Below are 23,093 nucleotides of genomic sequence, written 5' to 3' on the forward strand. Positions count from 1 at the left end.
TATTAACCAAGTGCAGAAAAGCCGAACTATTGCAAAATCCTTTGTTAGTATTTCTAATAATAGTTCGGCTTTTTGGGCTACTAAAAACCTTCTGTCTCAGCCCCATTTTTGTTTGCTCAGGGAATATCACTGAATGTCATCTGACCGTAGTTAAATTTCCTAGGTTAATGTAAGATTGATTTAAAGAGGTGAAAGAGAAGTGACGGTTTTTGTAAGAAAAAAATTTAAAGTGATTATTAATTGTGTCGTTTATTTGTTTTTGTTACTTGTGGCTTACATTGAATTAGACATACCCATCTTTTCAGAGTATCAAAGCATTATTGTAAATATAAAAGTGGGATCATTTGTGTCAATAGATTTTAAAATAAAATGGATAATCTTAGGTTTAGTTATTTTGTTAGGTGTATTTCATTTTATGATGGTCTATTATAAAAATGAAGTAAGTATGATTACCGAAGAAAAAAATGTATTAAATGAACGATTGAAATCTGAAACAAAAGATTTATATGATAAATTTTTTGAGTTAATGGACCATAAAGATAGGAATAATATTAGATATTCTATGGAAGAATACATACAGTTAGAACCATATGTTATGGGGGTACAGTTATACACGTATAGGTTAAAACATAGAATAGCGTTTAGTACGGTTAGGCCTAAACACATAATGGAACTAAGGATAAATCATCTTGAAAGCGTAGTTGCAGAACAAGAAGACTTAAATGCTGTAGTTCAGTCGTATGATAAAATTAATTACTGGCTTTATAAAGATTTAGAGAATGCTACTAAAATAAATAGTAGGGAGTCATATGAAGGATTCCTTGTAAAGTATACTAAAAAATTAAATAAACAGGTGAATAATAGACAGAGTGACAGAATTTCAATTGATGATGTAATGATTTTTAATGCAATTATTATTGCTACTGAAAGGCTTTTTGAAATTTTAAATCAACATCAAGGGTTAGAGTTTTCTTTAACTAAAATCCGGTTAGCCAATATAGACACTGAGAAGCTATATGCTTACAAAAGAACCGGTTTACTAAGACTAATTTTAAATGGTGAATTTTCTTACGATAGTAATACAAACGAATATTATCTATTTAGAAATAGAAAATACACTTCAGAAAATTATATTAGCACTACAAAAGAAAACAGACTATATCTTGGCCGAACTTTTGAATATAATAAAAAGAAACATTTAATCCTATTTACTCTAAACTCGGAGATATTAAGTGAGGAAAATGGCATTGAAAAAATGTTAGAGATTGAAGAAAAATTAAAAATGATTTTAACTGCAAAAAATATTCATTTAGGATAGAATAAGTTTAGAGAGGTGATGTAGAATGAATAAAATGTCTAAAAAAACTACAAGCCGTTCGAATGCCAATGCCAATGGAAATTCAGGAAATAAGATCTCAGATATAAAACAAGTATTTTCAGATATTGGGGTAATAATTGAAGTGTCAGATAAAAAAAACCTAAATAATTTTAATGACTCTAAAAGGGTTCGTGTAACTAAAGATGGAAAAGTCTTTTAAAATGACCTTTTAAGAAGTGATGAAACACGAGAACTATCGTTGTTTCATCACTTTTTTGTTTAGACAGCAAAGGAAATTTAATTATTTAAATATCTCTCAGACTTCTGTATAGCGCCTTCTTTAGCCTCCTTCGAAACGTGAGCATAAATGTTCATCGTCGTCTTCACCTCAGTATGTCTTAAACAATCTTGTACTTCTTCAATCTTAGCATCTGCTTCAAACAGTGAAGAACAACGTGTATGGCGGAAACCATGTGCTTTAATTTCTGGTAAATTGTATTTTGGGGGGATTCTTTTTAGCCAATCTTGCGTCTTAATTGGCTGAATGTAGCTATTTTTTTAATTGATGAATACTAATTAATTTTTTGGAGAGTATTATCGCCAAGTATTAAATAGGCTTGCTGCTTCTATTTCCATTCTTTTAAAATCGTCATTGTTGATTTGTCCATTTTGATTGTACATGCAGTATCTGTTTTAGAGGACTTAACATTTTTGTGTCCAGGATATTGACATAGACCCATTATCGTTTGTATCTTAATCCTTCTATTTACTTATAGATATACGACATATTACTAGAAATAATGGCTTATTGTCTACTAAAAGTGCTTTGGAAAAGGTATACTGGACTAAAAATGGTAAAGGGTGTTGATGTTTTGAATAACAAATCAAAAAAAATTGGTTATATACTGGCTTTTTTTTTAGGAGGAGTTGGAGCACATGCGTTTTACTACCGTAAATACGTAAAAGGTTCGGTGTATCTCCTTCTTAGTTGGACGTTTGTCCCTATTCTCTTAGGGTGGATAGATATGTTTTTCATTAAGGATTGGCACAATAAATTAGAAACCAACCCGTTAACACAAAAAAACAACGTGAAGAAGAAGGTAAAGAAAGACATCCCTGTTAAAAAGGAAACTAACAAAATTACGATGGATGACTTGGTGATTAAAAACCGACTAGACAAGGAAAGTATTCTGTTTTCCAATGAGCGTCCACTCAATCCTCTTGTAGAAGAAGCTTTTAAGAAGGAAGAGCGCAAAAATGTAAAACAAATTGTTTATGCAGCTATAGAGGAACAACAAAGAATAGACTACGCACTAAAGAGTGAACCGGTGATAAGACTTGAGGAAGCACAAATCATAGCAAGCCCAGTAGTCAGTCCTGAAAACACTAGTTCTTTCAAGGTTGAAAAAAGGGACGAAATGGAGGAGGCATTTGCACCTAAACCTAAACCTGAGGGTGACCTGAGAGCAAGGTATGCAGAAGCACATAAGAACAAAACGCGTTTGAAAAAAGATGAAGAATCCGCATCCGTTCAGCTACAAAAAACACCTGAGCATCCTCGTAAGAAAATACAAGAGTTAGTGTCTACACTCAAACAGGTGCAACAGTTACAACTTGCTAAAGCAGCTATGCCGACTTCTACTGAAGACACTCACCGTGAAGAACAAGTATTAGCGGATACACAGACCGTACCCAGCACAATGGATAACAATCCTTCTTTGTCACCGCATCTTGAAGAAGAAGTAGTAGTGGATGAAGTAATCGAAAATGTTGAGATAGATGTACTGGAAGTGATAGAAGAAAAAGTGAATGATGCTGTTGCTGTGACAGAGGTTCATAAGGAAGCGAAAGGAAAACGAGAAGCAGTAGCGTCCGTGGGTGTAGATATAGAAGAGGAAGAACTAATTCTTTCGGAATTAACTCCCCCTATTCGCCATGAAGAACCATCCATGAATATGGTACCGGTACCTATAAACGTTTTTTTATTGCAAGCCTCTAAATTAAAACGCAAAATTGAGGATTCGTTAACAAATATGCCGGACGTCAACGTTGCGAAACCAAGTCAACGATTTTACAATGAAGACGCGGTTATTCTAGACAAATATAAGCACATTGACACGCCTAGAGAGATACTGAAGGCTATCGAACAGATAAGAAGCGAGAGTTCATCTAAAAACAATAATTCGTATGGAATGAGTTATTCCCACAATGGAAGCCGATTCATCAAGCACTCCTTAGACTATGCAACTAAAAGAGGTGTCAAAAGCAAGGAAATCCCGTTACACGCCTATTGGACGACTTTTGACAGTTTGAACAAAGAACAAAAGAAGTGGTACTTTTACTGGAGAGAGCAAGTGTTAAATGGGAAATACCCAGATGTGGACCTTAGTTACATCATCTTGTTTGTCTATGAGCTATTGAACTACTCTTTTAATCAAAGGGCTGCATTCAACATAAGCATGGTCGTTCGGTTGCATGATAACTACGTAGAAAGACTTCCTAAGGTGAGAACTTACTTAGGCAGCTGGACGGCTGATATGTTACGAGAGGTCGGTGAAAATGACTTAATGGAGGAATGGACATCCTCGTCGAGTGATTATTACATGACGCCACTGTATAAGCAACTCAAGGAAAAACAAGACGAGTTAGCGCGAATTTCCTTTACTAAGTGGAAACCTCATATTCAAAACTATAAAGAAACTGTGTTTTTCACTGCCCACAAAAATAAAATTTATAGAGTTTTTAAAGAGAGCTTCCCTCTACTACAGGGTGTGTACCAAGAGCAAGGAGAACAGTTAATCGACCGCTACTTTAAAATGCAAGAAGAAAGAACCGTTAAGCACTTATATGTTAGTGCTGTTATGGGTCGTGAAACGGACGTTTTTCATGTTCAAACGAAACGAATTTTGCCTACTGAACGGATCAACAATGAAGTGACTGCTTTGTTCCGTTTATCTGAAAATGTAACAAGAATGCTTAAGGGGGAGAAACGTCAAATAAAAGTCGATGAATCGTTCTTACCGGAGGGGTTTAAAGAAATGATGATTGAACACTTTACACCAGTAGTTAAGGAAAAGACAAATCGATTTAAAGTCGTTCAAAAAGCAGAAAATAGTGAGGGTTATGGAAAGGTTCCGCCCCCACCTGAAGACATCCCTATACCCGAACAAAGACCGGTTATCGAATTCAATAGCGCTAACATTAAAGCCTTTCAAGAAGAAACAGAGGAACTCATTGCGATATTCAATGAAAGAAATACTGAAGTGGATGGTACTTTAAGTTTTACCGTCGAAGGAGACACAGGCACTAAGTCTGAAACCAACACCGAACCAACGAATGCTCGAATAGATACCGAGGAAGCGGATAACCCAGTGGCTTGGGATGCGGAACAATCATCAATTGGTGAAACACATCCTGAAAATGAAACAGTACCCCCTATGGGTGTAGACAGTACCCCATCGGATATCTTCTTTGCACTAGGAGGTGGAGGCAGTGTTGATGGAGAGGAAGACTTCATTGAATCTCTTACCGTGATTGAAAAGGAATTCTTGGTTCAATTTGATAATGGGGTTTACGACCAAAACGCTGCCAACTCCTTCTTAAAGCAAAGGGGCATCATGTTAGGTATGTTTATCAGTGAAATTAACGAAAAAGCCAATGAATACCTCGGAGATAACTTCCTTGAGTCTCAAGATGGAGAAATCGCGGTCTACGAAGAATATGAACAGTGTATACTAACGCTAAAGGAAACCGAATAAATATTAAAAGATTTATCGATAGAAAAACAAATTGAGATAAAAGAAGTTTTTGAATCTATTGGAATAACTGTAAATCAAATCGACTTGTATAGAGATTTTGAGAGAATAGTTGCGGAAGTTATTCATACAGGAGATAGGTATACGTGGAAGCTTGGTGAATAGAGTGCGAAGACAATTTAGAAGGCATAGAAAGTTAATTTGACGATAAATCCAATGAGTACCTATTGGTTAACTTTCTGGGTCTCAAAAGCAATTGCAGTCTACTAGAATTTAAAATTGTATTAAAACGCTAAAGGAGACCGAATAAATGGATATTAAAAAGAGAGATTCCACCGCAATTTTGAACTCGCTAGGAGGTGGCGTCGTACCAAGCAGAGGGTTGCATCACATCATGGTCGGTCGACATGAAGAAGTTAAACAAATCCTAAGTGACTTGGATAATATTAAAAAAGGGTCGTCCTTCATGAAACTATTCATAGGCCCCTTTGGTAGTGGTAAGAGTTTTATTCAAGCACTAATCCAACAAGCTGCTTTTAATGAGAAATTCGTTGTCGCGAAAGCAGACTTCACACCTGAACGTCGATTGTACGGGACGGAAGGCAAAGCGGTCGCGACTTACACCGAACTAATGAAAAACTTGGCGACAGCAACTGTCCCTCAAGGCGGCGCATTACCGACCATTTTAGACAAGTGGATTAGCGAAATTCAAATGAAGGTTCAACTCGAAAAAAATTACGAATCTGTTGCATTCGACGACCCTTCCTTCATTAAAGATGTAGAGTTAGCCATTACTGATGTCGTATCTAAAATGGATGAACTCGTCGGTGGTTACGACTTTGCGCGTATTCTAACCCAATACTTTAAAGGGTTTGTTGAAGATGATAATGAAATCCAACGACAAGCTCTTCGGTGGCTTCGTGGGGAATACACATCCAAAATGGAAGCACGTAAGGATTTGGGTGTTCGCGAAATCATCAACGACATTAATTACTATGAGTATATAAAGGTGTTTTCTCAGTTCGTAAAGCAAATTGGGTATTCCGGATTGGTCATTAATCTAGATGAAGCCATTAACTTGTATAAGATTACACACCCTCAGACTAGAGAGAAAAACTATGAAACGATTTTAAAGATTTATAACGACACGCTACAAGGGAATGTTGAGGGATTGTATATCACGATAGGTGGTACACCGGAATTCTTAGAGGACGAACGTAGAGGGTTGTTCAGCTATGGTGCTTTAAAGAGAAGGCTCCAATCCAATCGCTTTGAAACAAATAAATACCGCGACTTAACACAACCCGTTATCACCATTAAGCCATTGAAACATGACGAAACCTATGTGCTCTTGGAAAAGTTAAGAGACATTCATGCCGTTCATAATGGTTATGCAACGACCGTAACGAGTGATGAAATTCAGAACTTTATACGCGGGGAGTACTCTCGACCTGGTGCGGAAGAAAACCTAACTGTTGGGGACATTATTCGAAGCTTTATCGGCGCATTAAACATACTTCATCAAAATCCAGAATATGATCGTGAAAAATTGTTTGGTGAGAACGAATCGAAGCCACAGCCTACTAATGTGAATTCTCGCTTCTCAAGAACTGAAGGGTAGGAATACGTATGCAATCATTCGAACTACTTTCCAAAACAATGCAAAAGAAGATTTGGGATATGAAATGGGATAAGTTAACACCTATACAAAACAAGACAATACCCATAATCATTGAGACGAATAAAGATGTTATTCTCTCGTCTGCAACTGCCTCTGGTAAAACGGAGGCGGCTTTTTTGCCGATAATCTCCCTTATCGAAGAAAATGCTGAAAAACAGTTAAAAGTATTGTACATATCACCTCTAAAAGCCTTGATAAACAACCAATTTGAACGCATTGAAAAACTTTGCGAGTATAGTTCCATTCCGATTCATAAATGGCACGGAGACGTCAGTCAAAGTCAGAAAAACAAGTTCGTGAAAAATCCTTCAGGCATTCTCCAAATCACACCCGAATCCGTTGAAAGTTTGTTTATTAATCGTACGGAGCATATCAAGAACCTGTTTAAAGGGATTGAGTTTATCGTCATAGATGAAATCCACTCGTTTATCAATTCGGAACGCGGTGTTCAACTACGTTCACTGTTATCTCGGATTGAGAAGTACACCATTCAAAGACCGCGAATAGTTGGTCTGTCCGCTACTATCGACAACTTTGAGCTTGTTAAGGAATGGGTGAACTATAAAGACACGAAAAATGTTGAAATTATTGAAACAGCTGGGAGTGAAAAACAACTACAATATTACCTGATGCATTTTGAAACTGGTAAAGATAGGAGACTACCAGTGGAGTTATTTGAAGATATTCGAGAGGTGTCTAGAGATAATAAAACCATTATCTTTTGCAACAGAAGAGGGCAAGTAGAAGAAACTACGGTCTTTCTGAATCGACTGGCGAAGAGAGATAGTGTTGGTGAAGCGTATTATGCACATCACTCATCCATTGATAAAAAAGAACGTGAATACGTGGAGAAGACAATGGTTGAATCCACAACACCTAAAAGTGTTGTTGCGACTAGCTCACTGGAGTTAGGTATTGACATTGGGGATGTAGACATTGTTGTACAGTTAGACAGTACATTTACCGTATCGTCTTTGAAACAACGGTTGGGTCGCTCAGGGCGGAAAAAAGGTGCGGACCAGATGTTGCAGCTGTATACAACAGAAGATGATAGCTTGCTTCAATCGCTGGCGGTAATGGAGTTAGCGCTTGAGAAGTGGATAGAGCCTGCTACGGGGTATCTAGCACCTTACGACATCTTATTCCATCAATTGATATCCATCTGCCAAGAAACGAATGGGAGAGGCTTAGAGGAGCTCGTATCGATCATTAAAGGCAATCACATTTTCTACAACATACAGTCAGAAAAGGTAGAACAAATTATTCATCACATGTTAGAGAAAGACCACCTTGAAAAAGTGAAGGGGAGCAACGAGTTAATCGTTGGCATCGAGGGGGAAAGAATACTTAGAAGCAAGGAGTTCTATGCGGTCTTTATGAGTCCGGAAGTCTTCACGGTGCTGGAGGGAGTAAAAACCATAGGTACAGTGGATAAGGGTGCCGGGATTGATATGGGTGACTCTATCATTCTTGCCGGTAGGTTATGGGAAATTAACAGCATTGATTTCAAGAAGAATAAAATATATGTTAAAAAGTCGGTTAGCGGTAAGCCGCCAAGGTATAGTGGAGGAGCTGGTGGAATCCATAATCGTATCGGTGAAAAAATGATTGAAATCTTGTGTTCCAATCAGCAATTTGGTTATTTTAATGATACTGCTGAATATACATTGCAGGATATGAGAAAAGCTTATCATGATTATGGTGTAAAACAGAATGAGCGAATTCTTTGGAGGACTAAACATGAAATCGTATTCGATACGTACACGGGCTCTAAAAACACGCAAAACTTAATTTGGGCGCTCCGTTCATTAGGTCTTAACATTAGAGGAGATGGCGTTGGAAGGGTATATATCGATCCATCCAACGGTGATATAGCGGAAGTAATAAGACAAGCAAAAGAAAAACAGTGGGTAATTGAAGATTTGTTAAGTATTACACAAGAACATGAACTGTTTGTGTCCAAATTCTCTATTTACTTACCGAAAGACATACAAGAGGAACTGCATGTAATAAATAAAATAAACCTGAAAGGATTGGAAGAGTACCTAGCTACCCATTCGTTTAGAGTTATTGATTTAGAGTGAAAACCTAGTTGTAACTATAGTGTTTTTTCTAAATTAATCAATTTAAACTATGCTATGTGGAAAGTGAAAAAGTGAATAGTCAGCACCAGTCACTACACGGCACCACTTTTTTAGGAAGGAATATTCTATGTTGATTTTAAACCTACAAAAGATTACGGAAAGGGACATCGAGCGATTATTTATAGTGCCTTTGTCATCTCTTTAATGGAATACTGCAAAGATAAAGAAATGCCACATCCAGGGTTCGTTGTCATCGATTCACCTTTAACAACTTATTAAGGAAAAAAATCTGAGGAAGATCTAAATAGTGATATTTAAAGTGCGTTTATAGCTGATTTGGCTAACATAAATAAAGATATGCAGATAATTTTACTTGAGAATAAAGAACCACTTAATGAAGAGAAAACAAAAATTAACTTTATTAAGTTTACGAAAGATGAAAATGAAGGAAGATACGGTTATTTTATTTAGAGAATCTTTGTTAACAGAATGTAAGATGGTTTTCTCTTTTTCTATATTTATTTTCCCGTGAGAAAAATGAGTACTTTTAATAAACAAATCCTGTTCTCCGTAAGGTGTTTTTTAAAACCGTTGTCAATGATTCTCACTGTAGTCAAAAAAGCCTTATAAACATTGTTATTACCGCATTCCTGTGAAGGATGGGTTCGAATCCCGCTATCTCCACATACTTACCGGAAAACATAACTAAAGAAGTCTGAGCAGATTGTCAATGTTATGAAGGAGCTAAATCATTAAGTAAAGTAAGTGACATTAAAGTCGAACTTCTCACTTTGACAGCCATTTTCTTCAAAAACGGTTCCACTCATTTAAGAACAATGAGTGGAACCGTTTTTTCTCGAATCCTGTAAAAATCCATTATTCTCTATTCAAACACCAAAAAAATTCATGACACATAAGTCTACTTCTTTTCGGCAACACTAACTAAACCTTACGTCAATCCAATCAAAAGATAAATGGCAGTTCCCCAAATAAACAATGCCGAGCACTTATTAAGTATATTCATCAAGTTCCCTGTTGTGTCCAGCTTTTTTAATATTGAACCTGCAATCATTAATCCGAAAAACCAACCCCAAGCTACTGCAATACAACCGATTGTAAAATATACTTGTTCCTCTCCCACATATTTTAACGCGCTAGTCCCGATCACTCCTACTGTATCCAAGATGGCATGAGGATTTAATAAAGAAACGGATAGTGCAAACATGATTTGCTGGCGGATGGGTAACGCGTTATTCGATTCATTCGCTTTTGGTTTTGTATTCCAAATGGAAAGCCCCATATAAAGTAAAAATAATACACCTACGAGGACTAAGCTAAATCGCAGCCATTCAAATTGGAATACAATGGTAGATAGTCCGAATACAGCCAATATGATTAAAAAAGTATCGCATAGTGCGGCTGTAATAGTCGCCGGAAATGCTTGAAGAACTCTCGGCTGTGTAGCACCTTGTGAAAACACAAATACATTCTGAATTCCTAATGGTAGTATTAAGCCAAACGCCAAAATAATACCATGAATTGCAGCCTCCATAAACTTCACTTCCTATCAAATTCTATTCTACTATTGTAAACTAAAAGAAAACCGCAATCGTATAGTTTTCTATCCACACAATTTATGCCTGATCCCCTGAAAGGAGAGAGTACATGAATCCAGGTGAACTACTATACTTTTTTGCAATAGGGTTTGTCATAGTAATGGTAAGTGTAGTTCTTTGGCTTATTTTCAGAAAAAGAAAAAAACTAGCCATCACGTTATCTAGCACACTTATCATAGGGTATATAGGATATATTCTCTACTATCCTACTTTGAAAACGAATCATCATGCAGAAGCATACAAAACAGTTAGTGAGTATCTGGAAAAAAGCTATCCTGATATGGAGTTCAGAATTGCCCCGAAACAGTATGAGGCAGGATATGTGGTTGGTGATTTTCAAGTACATGATATAGAAACACCTAAGTTTGGTGTGATGTTACGTGTTGGTAAAGATGATCAGGTAACACAAATAGGCAGTTGGTCAAAAAACGAGTATCCGACACCACAAGAACTTTGGCGGGAAATCGAATTTACGTATGGTGAAGCGTATACATTAGGCAAGGAAAGTATAGACATCGTTAAACAAGATGAATGGTTGGATGGTCAGCTCATAGCCTCTGCGTTAACGATCAATGACTTGCCAGCTATTGCACTCTTTAATTACTCAAAAGAAGGGTATGGGTTATTAGAATTACGAGAAGGTGAGCGTGGCAATTTCGTTGCTATTGAAAAAGAGGGTTTTATATTTGTTTACACAGATGAACAGTATCAAGGAAAAACAGTCTCAACCGATTTGGAAAATGGTAAAGAATTCATTGTGAATGTTGATCAGCAAAAAGGGCGATTAATCGTCGAGAAACAGCAGTGATTTGTGGTGCCAGGTCGCGCAATAAATGAAACGGAGTGTGAAGTATGGAAACAAAAAAACGAATGGAATTGGTTAACGTGATTGTGGAAGAAGTAAGACCGCTATTACGAGGAAGTGAATCAAAAAAATTAGTAGACTATGGGAGTGGTTCGGGACTAGTTAGTTTAGAACTAACGGACTTAGTAGATTCTATATTGCTCGTGGATTCATCAAAACAAGCGTTACAGGATGCAGCAGATAAAATTATTGCAAGGGGATTGACTAACTGCGAAGTACTGTATTCAGATTTTACGGAAGACATGCCTGAACTAGAGGCAGACATCGTGTTACTATCTTTGGTTCTTCTTCATATTCCCGATACTAAATTAATTTTGCAAAAACTGTTTAGTATCTTACCTACTGATGGCCAGCTAATTATTGTTGATTTTGATAAAAATGATCAAGTCAATCATCCAAAAATTCATAGTGGGTTTTCGCATAATAAACTAAAAAGCATATTAACTGAAGTCGGATTTACGTCAACTACATGTAAGACTTTCTATCATGGGAAACAGATTTTTGCGAATCAAGATGCATCGATGTTTATAGCCACTAGTAGAAAGTGAAATTCTATATAAACCTGCTCGATTGCGTATACCATGCAATCGAGCAGGTTTAAAAACATGATGTAATGTAATATCAAAATAAGAAAGAGAAATTACAAATGTTGGTTAGGAGTGGTTTATATAATTAGGAGGAATCTGAAAGAAATATTTATGTCATTATTAACAAATCCACTATTCATAATTGTATATTGGATTTTTTGTTATGAATTAGCTTTACTCTGTATGTATGGAAGAATAAATCGTTCTGTTTCTATTTTATTAGTAACTACAATAGTTTTAATTTCTATCATTACATTTTCCGTAATGAAAATGATGAAAGGCAAGGAACTTGAACCCAAGAAATTGATTAATAAGAAGGCATGGAAGTATGTTTCTATTGTAATGTTCATGATCATTACAGTATTTTATGGAGTGAAGATTTATAAAAGTGCAACAAATTTCGGAGGCGAACTTGCTTGGTTTATTGATAGATTAAAAAATGAAGCTTCAGTCGAGTTTGAACATAACAACATATATATGGATGGAGTAGAAGGGATTTTTAAAGATATAAATAAAGAATATGCTTTGCCGAAGAAATTATATATGGAAAGTGATTTTCATCTTGAATTTAATCAGGACGGAACCATCACATCATTTGATACTTTTGTTTATGGGAAAAATGCTGATGGGGAAGAGGAAAGTTACTTAATCACTTACGATCAAAATAAGACGTCTACTATTACTGTAAGATTAAACGGACATCTAAATACCGATTATGATGAGGAAAAGCTAGTGGAACCTCTAATTAGAACGGTTAAGGTTATTCCAATTAAGCAGACAGTGGATAAGTGGAATGAACATACGTATGGGTTAGTTTATTACGGGAAAAGAAATTGGGGCTATAATACAGAAGGGATTATAAACATGGATGAGAATGGTATGAAGCAGACTCCTACAAAAACTACATCTGAAATAATTGGATATACGGTATCTATTTTTGTTCCTGGAAAAGAGAAGGAGATAATACCTGCTAGATATAATTTGCTTGGTGAACCGGATTGGAGTCAGTCAAATACGATTCAATCTCAAGATAATTTTGAAGGGGATCGGCAAGAGATACCTAATACTGATGAACAGTTTTATCTTTCAAAAGTAGTTGGATATAGATTAGATGTTATGGATAAAGCATTAGGAAGTACTTTTTATTCACTCAGAAAGACCATTGACGGTGGTGAAAATTGGGTAGTTATCAATCAAGATCCATTCAATGGAACAGTGGGTAGTGCAGCGGGAATATATTTTATCAATGATGAACTTGGATTTTTAAGGGCAGCAAGACCTTCTGGTACTGAAGGAGTACTATACCGCACAAATGATGGAGGGATATCCTTCGAAGAGGTAAGTTACGCGATTCAGGAAATGAAGTTAGATAGTGGACAATCTATAAATCCATTTGATTTTCCAAGTCTGCCCTTTGAGAAAGATGGGGTTCTTAATATGTTAGTTGGGCAAGGTTCAGATGGTGATTATAATGGGAATAGTAGTGGACTTTATCGATCTAATGATAATGGTGAAACCTGGGAATATGTAAAAGAGGTTGAAAGTAAATAGTCTTATAAAGTGGATATTTATAATTTAGAAATATTATTAGTGATGTGTGGTATCAGGTCCCGAAACTATTCGGAATTAATTCAGCACCTGGTACCTAACACTATTCATTCTCCTTTATCACTCTGGTCCTGGTCTTTTTTGACATTCATTTCCAAGGTCGTGTTGATGTTCATTAATGCTATTAATATAAACCCGAGCATTATAAAAGTGACAAATTCCCTGTGAAAAATGATGCGATTCCTAGTATCAAGGCATATAGCCCGTATCATTTGTCATTCATATGTAAAACCTCGCTTTTCCTTATTTTGACAGATTGCAGCGCATCTTTTATTCCGTAAGTGCGCCTACCTGCAATAAATTCGTCATTCTTCAAAAACCACTCGGAAATATTCCTCATTTCGATACATGCAATTTTCATATGCTAAATGAAACCATCCTATAGAGGAGTTTTTTAATAAGACTTCGTTTTATTGCGTATTACCATAAGTAGGGTTCTTATTCATTTGTGGAGAGTATCGTTTAATAGGGACCAAGTAAGTTAAATTGAATCACGATGATAATGGCCGCTACTATTATGAGCATTTCAGTTACAGTCAAAGTATATTGTTTTGGATCGTGTATGTACTTCCATTCAAAAAATGCTCTTATCAAATAATCCAGTATCGTAAAAGCCATGACGGCGAAGAAAAATAAGTAAAGTAACTCCTCATCATAAAACAACAGCACAGAATATAGAGTGATTAGGCTAATCATAGAAAAGATCCGCATAACTTTATCGATTTTTCGATGCAATACAATTATAGGATTAAAAGAAAAAACTTTTTGTTTATGAGGGAAAGGATGTAGAAGATAGGTAATTCCTGTATTGAACTGCGGACTCTTCAATAAGAACGGTGAGTGGATTTTATATTGAAGGGGTTTTAGGGTGGTTGCCTGCGCGAAAAAACCGTAATTCATAAAGGTTTAAAAAACCATGATAATTTCGCGCGGGAGTACCATCCATCAAATTCAATTATTTAGAAACTATATATCTCTATAGAACCAATAGGTATAATTCGTTATTGGATAAATTCCTTTAATATACCGAAATTAAATATAAAAATTTATTTATGTTAGGCTTTTTTCAGTCCGTTTTTTTACAGATTCTCCGGCAATACCCCAATCTTCAGGCCGCATTTCTTCCAGTTGAACACGCACCGTTTCTACATCCTGCTCCAAAATACCAGCGATTAAATCAGTGACCTCTTTAATCATGATTTCTTTTTTTTCGGGAGAACAACGCTTCTCAATCATTTTAATGTGGACGAATGGCATACTAAACAGCTCCTTATCATTTTTTATAAATACTTCTTTGCAATACATTTAAAAGAGTACACAAAACATTCTAACCTGTCAAACTATTTTAAAAATCATATGAATTGTTTGAAACAAAAGGGGAGTATGTGCAAAGATCTTAAACAATTTGCACATGCCCTAGCTACATTATTCTATTCGGGTGCAGTAGATAAATAATCTAATCCTACCTGATAAATGTTGCGGGGGCGTCCTCTCGTTGCAGGTGCTTCCTGTCCAATGATTTTTGCGATACCAGCATCCGTTAGATTATTTAGAAGTCGGCGAGCATTACGTTCGGTCATTTTCAACCATTCAGCAATATCTGCTGCAGTGACTGCATGCTTTCCCAAGTTTCGTTGAACAGACATAATTTTATTGAAGGACGTAATAGATACACTGCATTCCTTTAGCTTATTTCCAATTTCTTCATCCACGTTCCTAAACTCAAAAGAAATATTTTTAGATTTATTAAGTGGCCCTTTTACCGTACCGTTATTTTCGACTAAAAAGGCACTATTCGAATTATAGTTTTGTGCATGCAATAACGCTAATCTTGCGTTTTCTTCTGCAGCTAAAGCGGAGTCACCATAGCCTATTCCAATGTTCGATGGAAAATCTGTAATTAAGGATAAACTATCCAATAGACGAACACTTTGATCGCCCGCGTTTCGTAGCGAACCCCTAGTGGAAAATATAATAAACGTCCCAGTGCCAATGGATAAAAATGAGCCGGATATAGATTCAGTGAATGTTAAAACCGCCGACTGCAATTCTAAATTCAAACGATGTATATCATAAGAAAATGAATGGGGCTTTTCAATTTTATTAATATTATCAATAGAGATTAACATAACTGTTAACTGAGATTGTTTAAAATTGAGGGCTTCCCATTGCTGTAATGCAGATGTATATGTTGATCGAATGTTTGCCAAAGTTGGCGTAACTCTGTATACAGGTATCCCCTGGAAAGTCAATGCTTCATAGACATCACTCAAACTAGTTACACAAACGGATACTTTTCCCTTGTTGTATAGCATGGAATGAAAGTCAATGATTTGATCGATAGGTGTAACTCCTTGGTATTCATAAAGATGACATTGTTCATAAGAAATATTTAAGAAACGGTATGTCTCGGATATATCATGTTCCTCCATCATATCAAAACTAATTTTACGTAAATCATTTGAACTGTTATACACAATATTTAACAGTGTTTTTGTTAAACTAGAACCATCCAAAGATAAATAGAAAAAGAGCTGATTAGAAGAGCTTTTTTTTGCGAGTGAAAAGGGTGTTTGTCCAGAAAAAATCCAGATATCCATAATATGTTGGTTTTTTTCTACGATTTCTGTTGTTTCAATCGAATTTTTATATTCAAAACAAACAGGGGTCATCTGATCTTCAAATTCCTTCGCGATGTCCTTCATAATTTCTACACTGTCTTTTGGTCCGACAATTCCTACTCTAGTTTTCATAGTTTTTCTCCTTTGCTTGACGGAACTATTGGTGAATCAAATTGGGTGATACAATATACTAATGTTTTCACTGCTAATGGTATGACTTCTTCATCGATATCGAACTTTTCATTATGATGACCAGCACTAAGTGTCGTCCCAAACACTACATATGCTGCTTGCCCACCGTTTTCTTTAACGCGTGACATCATATAGGTAGCATCCTCAGAACCGCCAGATGTAAAAGTATGTGTGATTTTTTGGATGTCTTTCAATGATGTAGTTTTTTTCCGTAAATCTGCGACTAACTGTTCACTAGGAGTACATGTTGGGGCTGAACCCACTTCTTCTATATGTGTTTCCACCTCATACATATCCCCAGCGGCCTTCACGATTTTTCTCAACCGTTCAACCATGTATTCATTTATTTCTGTTGTAGCGCCACGCGTTTCTACTTGGAGGTCAGCCTTATTTGGAATAATATTGCGTCCGGTGCCTGCGTGTAACACCCCCACATTAATTCGCGATTCTCCTGAACTGTGGGGAGGGATCGCATGCATATTTAAGGTCGCCGTTGCGGCGGCTAATAAAGCATTTTTGCCTTTTTCAGGATTTGCTCCAGCATGTGCAGCTTTGCCTAGAAAACGAACATTCAATTTTGTGGTCGCTAGAAATCCTAGATCACTGCAAACGAATTCACCTAATTCCGCACCTAGACCGACATGTTGTGAAATGAAAATATCTACGTCGTCAACGACCCCAGCCTTCACCATAGACTTTGCACCACGAACACCTTCTTCAGCAGGTTGGAAAATAAGTTTAAATTTGCCGTGTAAACTGTCCTTTAATTCAGCTAAAAGGGAAGCGATGCCAAGCCCAATTGCCATATGTGCATCATGACCGCAAGCGTGCATCATTCGGTCATTGACGGAGGTAAATCTTTCTTTTACTGGAAAATGACTATCATCAGAGGACTCTTGCAAGTCCAAGGCATCCATATCAAAACGTAATCCAATGGTCGGACCAGGTTTACCTGTATCTAAAGTACCGACAACGCCAGTAAAGCCAGAGCGTAATTGTTCAGCCCACTCTGTGTTAGCCCCTTGCTGGATGGCGCGATCAAATTGTTCTTCCAAATATGCCTGATTGGGAACGCCCATTCGAGTACTTTCATCCATTACATCGCGTCCCGCACGTACTTCATATCCCCAGCTAGAAAGTCGTGAGGCGATAAGGGAGGCTGTCCGAAATTCAACCCATCCTGCTTCCGCGTAAGTATGGAAATCTCGACGCCAGTCAATCAATAGATCCCTTATGTCCTCTACCATTTCCGAAATTCGGTTATTCATAAATACCCTCCATTCATCATTTTTAAGTGATTTGTATCGATCATTTACTAGTACCTAATCGTTATAAAAAGGACATTCGTATTAGTACAAGAATACACATAAGCTACTATAAGAATCAACTGAAATTTATTGATTCTACTAGTTCGTCGTAGGCCAATTGATTAAAAGTGACTGTGCGCTCACTCATTAATTGACTTTTCTAAATATTATAAAAAGTCGTTGACATTTAAAATAAGTGCTGTATATTAATAGCAAGGGAGTTCAGTAACTGGTACAAATTCACTTAGCCAGTTTAAAGATTTCCCTATTTCATTACCTATTTACGGCCTGCTTACGGACATTGGCTTTTAAGGGGGAGAATATGTAGTAGTGTACACTTATTTTATCATATGAAATGATTTAGATTACTCGAGTGATGTCAGAATAAATGTAATCGCTTTCAAAAAAACGCTAGTCTGAAATATGAAAGTAGAAATAAAAAAGTGTTGACAGTATTTTGAACAGTCCGTATATTACATGAGAGACATTTTACGGTAATTGCTACCGAATGAGCACATTCGATTCGACGTATTTTTATAGGGAAATGCAGATTTTATATTTTTTTGTCGAATAAGGGACTTATTTAGGACTATGTCCGTAAACTAACGTAGGAGGGATTATGATGGGAACAGAGATTAGTGAAAAGGGAAAGCTGCCAAGGGTGGATAACTTAGTCTTTCGGGATGTAATCGGACATTTTACTAGCGGTGTTACGGTTATTACAACAAAGCATGAAGGTGTCAATTATGGGGTGACGGCAAGTGCAGTTTCCTCATTATCGGCTGAACCTCCCATGTTGCTAGTATGTATCAACCAAGCGACCGGGACGTGTAATGCCATTTCCCAAGCAAAGGTTTTTGGTGTGAACATACTGCATGAAGACCAGGGAGACATAGCTTTACAGTTTGCTAGACCTTCATCTGACAAATTCAAAGATATTGAAACGGTTGAAGGGAAATTAGGTGAGCCGATCTTAAAAGATACACTTGCTCATCTGGAGTGCAGGGTCGTACAAGAAGTGACGGGCGGTACGCATTCTGTGTTCCTTGCAGAAGTTATACATGCGGATTCTGAAGAACGTAATCCATTGACTTACTACCGTGGAAAATTCGGACGCTTCATTTCACACAATGATGAAATGGTTTATCTAGATTTACGAAGTAAAGTGTTGAAAAGAGATTTCCAACTAATGGAGCCATTCAGTGTTGCCAGTTTGACAGAAAAACTAAAAGTTCCAAGACAAGTCATCTACTACGCACTCACCAAATTAGAAGGCGAAGGGTTAATCAAACGTAGTGAAAATGGTGATTTCTCTGTTACTCCGTTAAGTATTGAGATGCTAACGGAAGCTTTGGAAACACGTTGTGCACTAGAAGTTGCAGCTATTGAAAAGACAGTGGGCAATCTATCTGACGAAGAACTGTCTGATTTCAGGAGTCGTGTAGAAGAAACGTTGGCTGATAAAGAAAAAGGTATTACAGATATCGATCAATATATTGAGGCGAATATTTCTCTCCATGATTATACGATTGCTTTAACGAATAATGCTACGTTACTAGACTCCTATCGTCGCCTGACGGCTGAAGCAGTTATGAGCAGTGCTTTGCGAGTAGCATTTGAAGAAAATAGTCGTACTGCACGCGAAGAGTTGAATAAACTGGCTGATGATCATGTAGCATTATTAAAAGCGTATGAAGCGGGAGATAAGGAAGCTGCGAAGTCTATTGTCAAACAGCATACAGAAGAAGCAAAAAAACTAGGTAAATACATTATTCGCCACGCAGGTGGCAGTATTTAATTTCACTATAAAATCAGATACCCAGGGAGGAATTTACATGGCTTTATTAACAGGAGACGACTACCGCAGATCACTGAATGACGGAAGAGAAGTATATATTGACGGAGAAAGAGTACATGACATTGCAAATCATCCAGCATTCAAGCCCATCATCGATGTAAAAGCACGTATGTATGATATGAATCATGAAGCGAAGTACAAGGACAAATTGACTGTGAAGCTTGCGGATGGCGATGAAATTTGCCGTGCTTTTAAACTACCAAAAACAAAGGATGATCTAAAAGGTATTCGTACGTATGTAGAAACCGTTTTAGATGATCTAGGTGGAGTAGTCTACCGTGTAGGAGATGAAACAATCGGTGAAATGTGGTCATTATATGATGCGCAAGACCGTTTGAATGAAATTGATCCGACTTATGCACAAAATATTAAACATCATGTTGCGCGTGTAGCAAAAGAAGATTTATTCCACGTTTCAGCTAACACGGATCCGAAAGGAGACCGCAGTAAGTTAATCAACGGTGAAGATGGTGGAACGCTCCTTCATATCGTTGCGGAAAATGATAAAGGAATTGTAGTGCGTGGTGCAAAGTTTGAAACCGCCGCTGCTTATGCACACCAAGCATTCGTAAAACCAACGATTTCTAACTGGTCAAATTCCAGTGTCAATATGGAAAACTATGCAGTTGGTTTCATTTGTGATATGGGATCTCCGGGGCTAAAACATATTTGCCGATCTCCTGTTGGAGCTGGAAAAGATCCAGTAAACTACCCACTGTCTAGTAAGTTTGAAGAGATTGATACATTGTTGATTTTTGATGACGTGCTAATCCCTTGGGAGAATGTGTTATTCCATCGTAATTTAGAGTCAGCGAAATATATTCGTGAAACGGTACACCGTTATTCTTCATACAACTATGTACTTCGAATTTTAAGAAGAGCGGATTATCTAATCGGCGCGGCTTTATTAAATGTGGAGCAAACAGGTTTGACAAAGATTCCTGCAGTTCAGCAAAAACTTTCCGAGCTCATCAACTATCGTGAAACAATCAATGCCCATCTGACAGCGGCTGTTTCGGAAGCGCAATTATCACCAGGCGGACTAATGATGCCTAATCAGTCTCTTCTATATACAGGTCGTGTGTTTGCACTCAAACATTTCCCTGAGATGGCACATTTGGCACGTGAGTTAGTAGGTGGACAATTAGCTGTGACACCTGATATGGAAACGATGAAGGATCCACAAATCAAGGAATATATTGATAGATTTTATTCTGTTGGTGAGTGGAGTGCAGAAGAACGTGCGAAATTGCTTTACTTTGCACGTGACATGCTGAACTCTTCCTATGCAGGTCACCAAATTACATTTGAATTGTTTGCACAAAGCCCGCCATTCGCGCAACATGCAGCCGTCTTTAACAATTATGATTTGACTCCAAATCGTGAAATGGTGATGAAAGCTGCAAATCTATCGTCTTCGTTAGTATTCCAACCATAATGTGTAGCTGTCCCACTATTGTGGGACGGCGCGACTTATGTAAGAAAAACTATAGGGAAGAGGTGTCATGCATGCAAGTTCATAAATCCAAAACATTAAAGCTTCCGGAGTGCGTTCTAACTATCGGTGCGTTGGATGGACTACATATTGGCCACCAAACAGTAGTGAGGCAAGCTCGTGAGCAGGCTGTGGAATTGGGTGTGCCACTTGTTGTGTATACATTCGACCCGCCACCAAAAGTTTTTTTCCAACATGTGAAATTACTAACTTCGCTACCTGAGAAATTGGAGATGCTTGAAAAGCTAGGTGTAGATCACGTGATTGTAGCGCAATTCAATGCGGATTATATTTCACAGGGCGTAGAGCGATTTCTGCAGGAATTGACAAATTTGAATCCAGTGGAGATTTTCGAAGGTCATGATTTTCGCTTTGGAAGAGGACGAGAAGGTGATGTAAATACATTACGTAAGTATTTTGATGTGTGCATTTTGGATCCGGTGCTGTGTAGCGCAGGAAAAACCATTTCATCCACACGCATTCGTGAATTATTCTCAAAAGGAGAAGTTGATGAAGCCAATGGGTTACTAGGTTGGAATCATCTTACACCGGTTGTTCAACAGAACGAGAAAAGATTAATGAAAAAATAACATAACAAGTGGAGGAATATACAGATGACAATTTATGAAAACACACAAAAAGTGGAGATCCAACGTTTCAGAAAGTTTAAGACGGATGAATTTTACCCTTCAGAACTAGGAAAGCCGGAACACCATATTGTGAATGAGCTAAGTATGGCTGTCCGCGCGGGTAATCGCATTTTCCTTCGTGGTCAAACAGGTTTCGATTTAGAAGGTAACTTCCACGGCGTTGATGATGTAGCTGCACAAACAGATATGGCTTGCCGTTGTGTAAAACAGTTAATTGAAGAGGCTGGCGGATCTGTTAAAGATATTTGTAAGATGACAGTGTATATTTTGAAGCGTGAGGACCGCAGTAAAGTATATCCAGTAATTGCTGAACATTTTAAAGATGTCTATCCATGCAGTACGGGATTAATTGTAAGCGGATTTGCAATGCCTGAAATGTTGATGGAAATTGACGTTGAAGCAGTCATTAGTGAATAAATACGAGATAAGAAAACTATTGAACAAGCAGTAATGGAGGGTAATTATGAAATTTACGAATACTTTTTCAGTCGCAGGACGATGTGAAGAAACAGGTGCACTGGGGGTTATTGTTACATCAAGCAGTCCCTCAGTAGGCGCAAGGTGTCCGTGGGCGAAACAAGGCGTTGGGGCGATTTTAACGCAAAACGTGACGGACCCAAGACTTGCCAATATCGGTTTGAATGTCTTAGAAAATGGTTTTGACGCGGAATCGGCAATCAATGCCATGAAGGAAACGACACCCTTCAGAGAATATCGTCAATTAGCCGTCGTGGATGCAAGCGGAAACTCAGCCGTCTTTACAGGGAATAAAGCTCTAGGCGTCCATGGAGAATTTTCCGCTAAAAACGTTGCAAGTATCGGGAATTTATTAAGTGATCCTGACATTCCAGAACAGATGGGAAAAACCTTTTTGGATGCAAAAGGCACGTTGGCTGATCGTTTAATTGCTGCTATTTCAAAAGGATTTGAGATGGGTGGAGAGCTGGATCAAGAACATTCGATCGGATTATTAGTGTATCGAGAGGATGCTTTCCCATTTGTAGATTTACGAGTGGATTACAGTGACCAACCACTTGAAGATTTGAAAAGGGCGTGGGAAGTTTATGGCCCACAAGCTGAAGAGTATCGAATACGAGCCATCACACCTGAAGTTGCTCCGTCATATGGAGTGCTGGGCGACGAATAATTCACGATACTCAAAGTAAATACCATATGTAGTCATAGACATAACAATCTACGGCTACATATTTTTTTAAACAGATGTCCGTAATAGCGTAGAAAGAATCAACTTACGTAGCATACGATCAGCGACAATTCATGTTGTATTAGGATTCCGTCAAATGACTCTACTATAACAGTCAATACGTTAAAAAGAGGTGGCATATATGAGTGTTCGAAGTTTTCGTACGTACTACATCATTATTAGCACATTGTTGTTTTCAACAGTTCTATTCCCGATATTTACCTTTGGTAATAAAGCCTATCCATTAATACT

19 protein-coding genes and 1 pseudogene are annotated in these 23,093 nt (G+C 37.4%); 14 read left to right on the forward strand and 6 right to left on the reverse strand.

Annotated features, from left to right (window positions below; all coding sequences use genetic code 11):
• The first annotated feature begins 199 nt into the window (after window positions 1-199).
• Together CSV67_RS01605 and CSV67_RS01610 are read left to right on the forward strand one after the other, a co-directional pair.
• Entirely contained in the window at window positions 200-1,318 is a 1,119-nt protein-coding gene (locus CSV67_RS01605; RefSeq protein ID WP_099629875.1) for a hypothetical protein, read from the forward strand.
• A gap of 25 nt (window positions 1,319-1,343) precedes the next feature.
• The gene (locus CSV67_RS01610; RefSeq protein ID WP_099629876.1) at window positions 1,344-1,538 is read left to right on the forward strand and encodes a hypothetical protein; all 195 of its coding nucleotides are present in this window, start codon (window positions 1,344-1,346) and stop codon (window positions 1,536-1,538) included.
• A gap of 77 nt (window positions 1,539-1,615) precedes the next feature.
• Here CSV67_RS01610 and CSV67_RS16760 read toward each other — a convergent pair whose 3' ends face one another.
• Window positions 1,616-1,864, reverse strand: coding sequence for a tyrosine-type recombinase/integrase (locus CSV67_RS16760; protein WP_199173110.1), 249 nt, complete (start codon window positions 1,862-1,864; stop codon window positions 1,616-1,618).
• Between the two features lie 305 nt (window positions 1,865-2,169).
• Here CSV67_RS16760 and CSV67_RS16865 point away from each other — a divergent pair.
• The 4 genes and pseudogenes from CSV67_RS16865 to CSV67_RS01630 form a co-directional block, all read left to right on the forward strand.
• Window positions 2,170-2,337, forward strand: a pseudogene (locus tag CSV67_RS16865) (TM2 domain-containing protein); the annotation flags it as partial.
• Between the two features lie 6 nt (window positions 2,338-2,343).
• The gene (locus CSV67_RS01620) at window positions 2,344-5,076 is read left to right on the forward strand and encodes a TerB N-terminal domain-containing protein (RefSeq protein ID WP_233192537.1); all 2,733 of its coding nucleotides are present in this window, start codon (window positions 2,344-2,346) and stop codon (window positions 5,074-5,076) included.
• Window positions 5,077-5,383: 307 nt separating this feature from the next.
• Window positions 5,384-6,694 carry an ATP-binding protein gene (locus CSV67_RS01625; RefSeq protein ID WP_099629878.1) on the forward strand — a complete coding sequence of 437 codons (1,311 nt, stop codon included), beginning with the start codon at window positions 5,384-5,386 and terminating at the stop codon, window positions 6,692-6,694.
• Between the two features lie 8 nt (window positions 6,695-6,702).
• Window positions 6,703-8,838, forward strand: a complete 2,136-nt coding sequence (locus tag CSV67_RS01630) for a DEAD/DEAH box helicase (protein WP_099629879.1) — start codon at window positions 6,703-6,705, stop codon at window positions 8,836-8,838.
• Window positions 8,839-9,787: 949 nt separating this feature from the next.
• Here CSV67_RS01630 and CSV67_RS01635 read toward each other — a convergent pair.
• Complete coding sequence (locus CSV67_RS01635) at window positions 9,788-10,390, reverse strand: LysE/ArgO family amino acid transporter (RefSeq protein ID WP_099629880.1); 603 nt, start codon at window positions 10,388-10,390, stop codon at window positions 9,788-9,790.
• Window positions 10,391-10,503: 113 nt separating this feature from the next.
• On the opposite strand from CSV67_RS01635, the gene CSV67_RS01640 reads away from it, so the two are divergent.
• The 3 genes from CSV67_RS01640 (at window position 10,504) to CSV67_RS01650 (ending at window position 13,457) form a co-directional block, all read left to right on the forward strand.
• On the forward strand, window positions 10,504-11,262 hold the full coding sequence (locus tag CSV67_RS01640; protein WP_199173103.1) for a hypothetical protein: 759 nt from the start codon (window positions 10,504-10,506) through the stop codon (window positions 11,260-11,262).
• 44 nt (window positions 11,263-11,306) lie between these two features.
• A complete protein-coding gene (locus CSV67_RS01645) occupies window positions 11,307-11,867 on the forward strand; it encodes a class I SAM-dependent methyltransferase (protein ID WP_099629881.1) in 561 nt (186 codons plus the stop codon).
• 150 nt (window positions 11,868-12,017) lie between these two features.
• Window positions 12,018-13,457: a WD40/YVTN/BNR-like repeat-containing protein gene (locus tag CSV67_RS01650; RefSeq protein WP_099629882.1), complete on the forward strand. Its 1,440-nt coding sequence runs from the start codon at window positions 12,018-12,020 to the stop codon at window positions 13,455-13,457.
• Between the two features lie 519 nt (window positions 13,458-13,976).
• On the opposite strand, the gene CSV67_RS16975 is transcribed toward CSV67_RS01650, so the two are convergent.
• The 4 genes from CSV67_RS16975 to CSV67_RS01670 all read right to left on the reverse strand — a co-directional run bounded on the left by CSV67_RS16975 (window position 13,977) and on the right by CSV67_RS01670 (window position 17,595).
• Window positions 13,977-14,414 carry a DUF4181 domain-containing protein gene (locus CSV67_RS16975; protein WP_099629883.1) on the reverse strand — a complete coding sequence of 146 codons (438 nt, stop codon included), beginning with the start codon at window positions 14,412-14,414 and terminating at the stop codon, window positions 13,977-13,979.
• Window positions 14,415-14,564: 150 nt separating this feature from the next.
• On the reverse strand, window positions 14,565-14,771 hold the full coding sequence (locus CSV67_RS01660) for a tautomerase family protein (protein WP_199173104.1): 207 nt from the start codon (window positions 14,769-14,771) through the stop codon (window positions 14,565-14,567).
• A 173-nt stretch (window positions 14,772-14,944) separates the two neighbouring features.
• The gene (locus CSV67_RS01665) at window positions 14,945-16,267 is read right to left on the reverse strand and encodes a helix-turn-helix domain-containing protein (protein WP_099629884.1); all 1,323 of its coding nucleotides are present in this window, start codon (window positions 16,265-16,267) and stop codon (window positions 14,945-14,947) included.
• Complete coding sequence (locus CSV67_RS01670) at window positions 16,264-17,595, reverse strand: amidohydrolase (RefSeq protein WP_099629885.1); 1,332 nt, start codon at window positions 17,593-17,595, stop codon at window positions 16,264-16,266. Before CSV67_RS01670 ends, CSV67_RS01665 begins: the two co-directional genes overlap by 4 nt.
• Window positions 17,596-18,256: 661 nt before the next feature.
• Here CSV67_RS01670 and CSV67_RS01675 point away from each other — a divergent pair.
• The 5 genes from CSV67_RS01675 to CSV67_RS01695 all read left to right on the forward strand — a co-directional run bounded on the left by CSV67_RS01675 (window position 18,257) and on the right by CSV67_RS01695 (window position 22,784).
• Window positions 18,257-19,432, forward strand: coding sequence for a flavin reductase (locus tag CSV67_RS01675; RefSeq protein ID WP_099629886.1), 1,176 nt, complete (start codon window positions 18,257-18,259; stop codon window positions 19,430-19,432).
• A gap of 37 nt (window positions 19,433-19,469) precedes the next feature.
• Complete coding sequence (locus CSV67_RS01680) at window positions 19,470-20,930, forward strand: 4-hydroxyphenylacetate 3-hydroxylase family protein (protein WP_099629887.1); 1,461 nt, start codon at window positions 19,470-19,472, stop codon at window positions 20,928-20,930.
• A 71-nt stretch (window positions 20,931-21,001) separates the two neighbouring features.
• Complete coding sequence (locus tag CSV67_RS01685) at window positions 21,002-21,577, forward strand: adenylyltransferase/cytidyltransferase family protein (RefSeq protein WP_099629888.1); 576 nt, start codon at window positions 21,002-21,004, stop codon at window positions 21,575-21,577.
• 24 nt (window positions 21,578-21,601) lie between these two features.
• Window positions 21,602-22,054: a RidA family protein gene (locus CSV67_RS01690; RefSeq protein ID WP_099629889.1), complete on the forward strand. Its 453-nt coding sequence runs from the start codon at window positions 21,602-21,604 to the stop codon at window positions 22,052-22,054.
• 46 nt (window positions 22,055-22,100) lie between these two features.
• On the forward strand, window positions 22,101-22,784 hold the full coding sequence (locus CSV67_RS01695; protein WP_099629890.1) for a DUF1028 domain-containing protein: 684 nt from the start codon (window positions 22,101-22,103) through the stop codon (window positions 22,782-22,784).
• The last annotated feature ends 309 nt before the right edge of the window (window positions 22,785-23,093 follow it).

Origin of the sequence: Sporosarcina sp. P2, assembly GCF_002743255.1 — a bacterium.
GTDB lineage: Bacteria > Bacillota > Bacilli > Bacillales_A > Planococcaceae > Sporosarcina.

Bases quoted from the DNA above. Each gene is read 5' to 3' on its own strand.
- CSV67_RS01635 (WP_099629880.1), bottom strand. From the start codon at position 10,390: ATGGAGGCTGCAATTCATGGTATTATTTTGGCGTTTGGCTTAATACTA.
- CSV67_RS01680 (WP_099629887.1), top strand. From the start codon at position 19,470: ATGGCTTTATTAACAGGAGACGACTACCGCAGATCACTGAATGACGGA.
- CSV67_RS01625 (WP_099629878.1), top strand. From the start codon at position 5,384: ATGGATATTAAAAAGAGAGATTCCACCGCAATTTTGAACTCGCTAGGA.
- CSV67_RS01640 (WP_199173103.1), top strand. From the start codon at position 10,504: ATGAATCCAGGTGAACTACTATACTTTTTTGCAATAGGGTTTGTCATA.
- CSV67_RS01620 (WP_233192537.1), top strand. From the start codon at position 2,344: ATGTTTTTCATTAAGGATTGGCACAATAAATTAGAAACCAACCCGTTA.
- CSV67_RS01675 (WP_099629886.1), top strand. From the start codon at position 18,257: ATGGGAACAGAGATTAGTGAAAAGGGAAAGCTGCCAAGGGTGGATAAC.
- CSV67_RS01690 (WP_099629889.1), top strand. From the start codon at position 21,602: ATGACAATTTATGAAAACACACAAAAAGTGGAGATCCAACGTTTCAGA.
- CSV67_RS01645 (WP_099629881.1), top strand. From the start codon at position 11,307: ATGGAAACAAAAAAACGAATGGAATTGGTTAACGTGATTGTGGAAGAA.
- CSV67_RS01665 (WP_099629884.1), bottom strand. From the start codon at position 16,267: ATGAAAACTAGAGTAGGAATTGTCGGACCAAAAGACAGTGTAGAAATT.
- CSV67_RS01660 (WP_199173104.1), bottom strand. From the start codon at position 14,771: ATGCCATTCGTCCACATTAAAATGATTGAGAAGCGTTGTTCTCCCGAA.
- CSV67_RS01630 (WP_099629879.1), top strand. From the start codon at position 6,703: ATGCAATCATTCGAACTACTTTCCAAAACAATGCAAAAGAAGATTTGG.
- CSV67_RS01670 (WP_099629885.1), bottom strand. From the start codon at position 17,595: ATGAATAACCGAATTTCGGAAATGGTAGAGGACATAAGGGATCTATTG.
- CSV67_RS16975 (WP_099629883.1), bottom strand. From the start codon at position 14,414: ATGAATTACGGTTTTTTCGCGCAGGCAACCACCCTAAAACCCCTTCAA.
- CSV67_RS01650 (WP_099629882.1), top strand. From the start codon at position 12,018: ATGTCATTATTAACAAATCCACTATTCATAATTGTATATTGGATTTTT.
- CSV67_RS01610 (WP_099629876.1), top strand. From the start codon at position 1,344: ATGAATAAAATGTCTAAAAAAACTACAAGCCGTTCGAATGCCAATGCC.
- CSV67_RS01695 (WP_099629890.1), top strand. From the start codon at position 22,101: ATGAAATTTACGAATACTTTTTCAGTCGCAGGACGATGTGAAGAAACA.
- CSV67_RS01685 (WP_099629888.1), top strand. From the start codon at position 21,002: ATGCAAGTTCATAAATCCAAAACATTAAAGCTTCCGGAGTGCGTTCTA.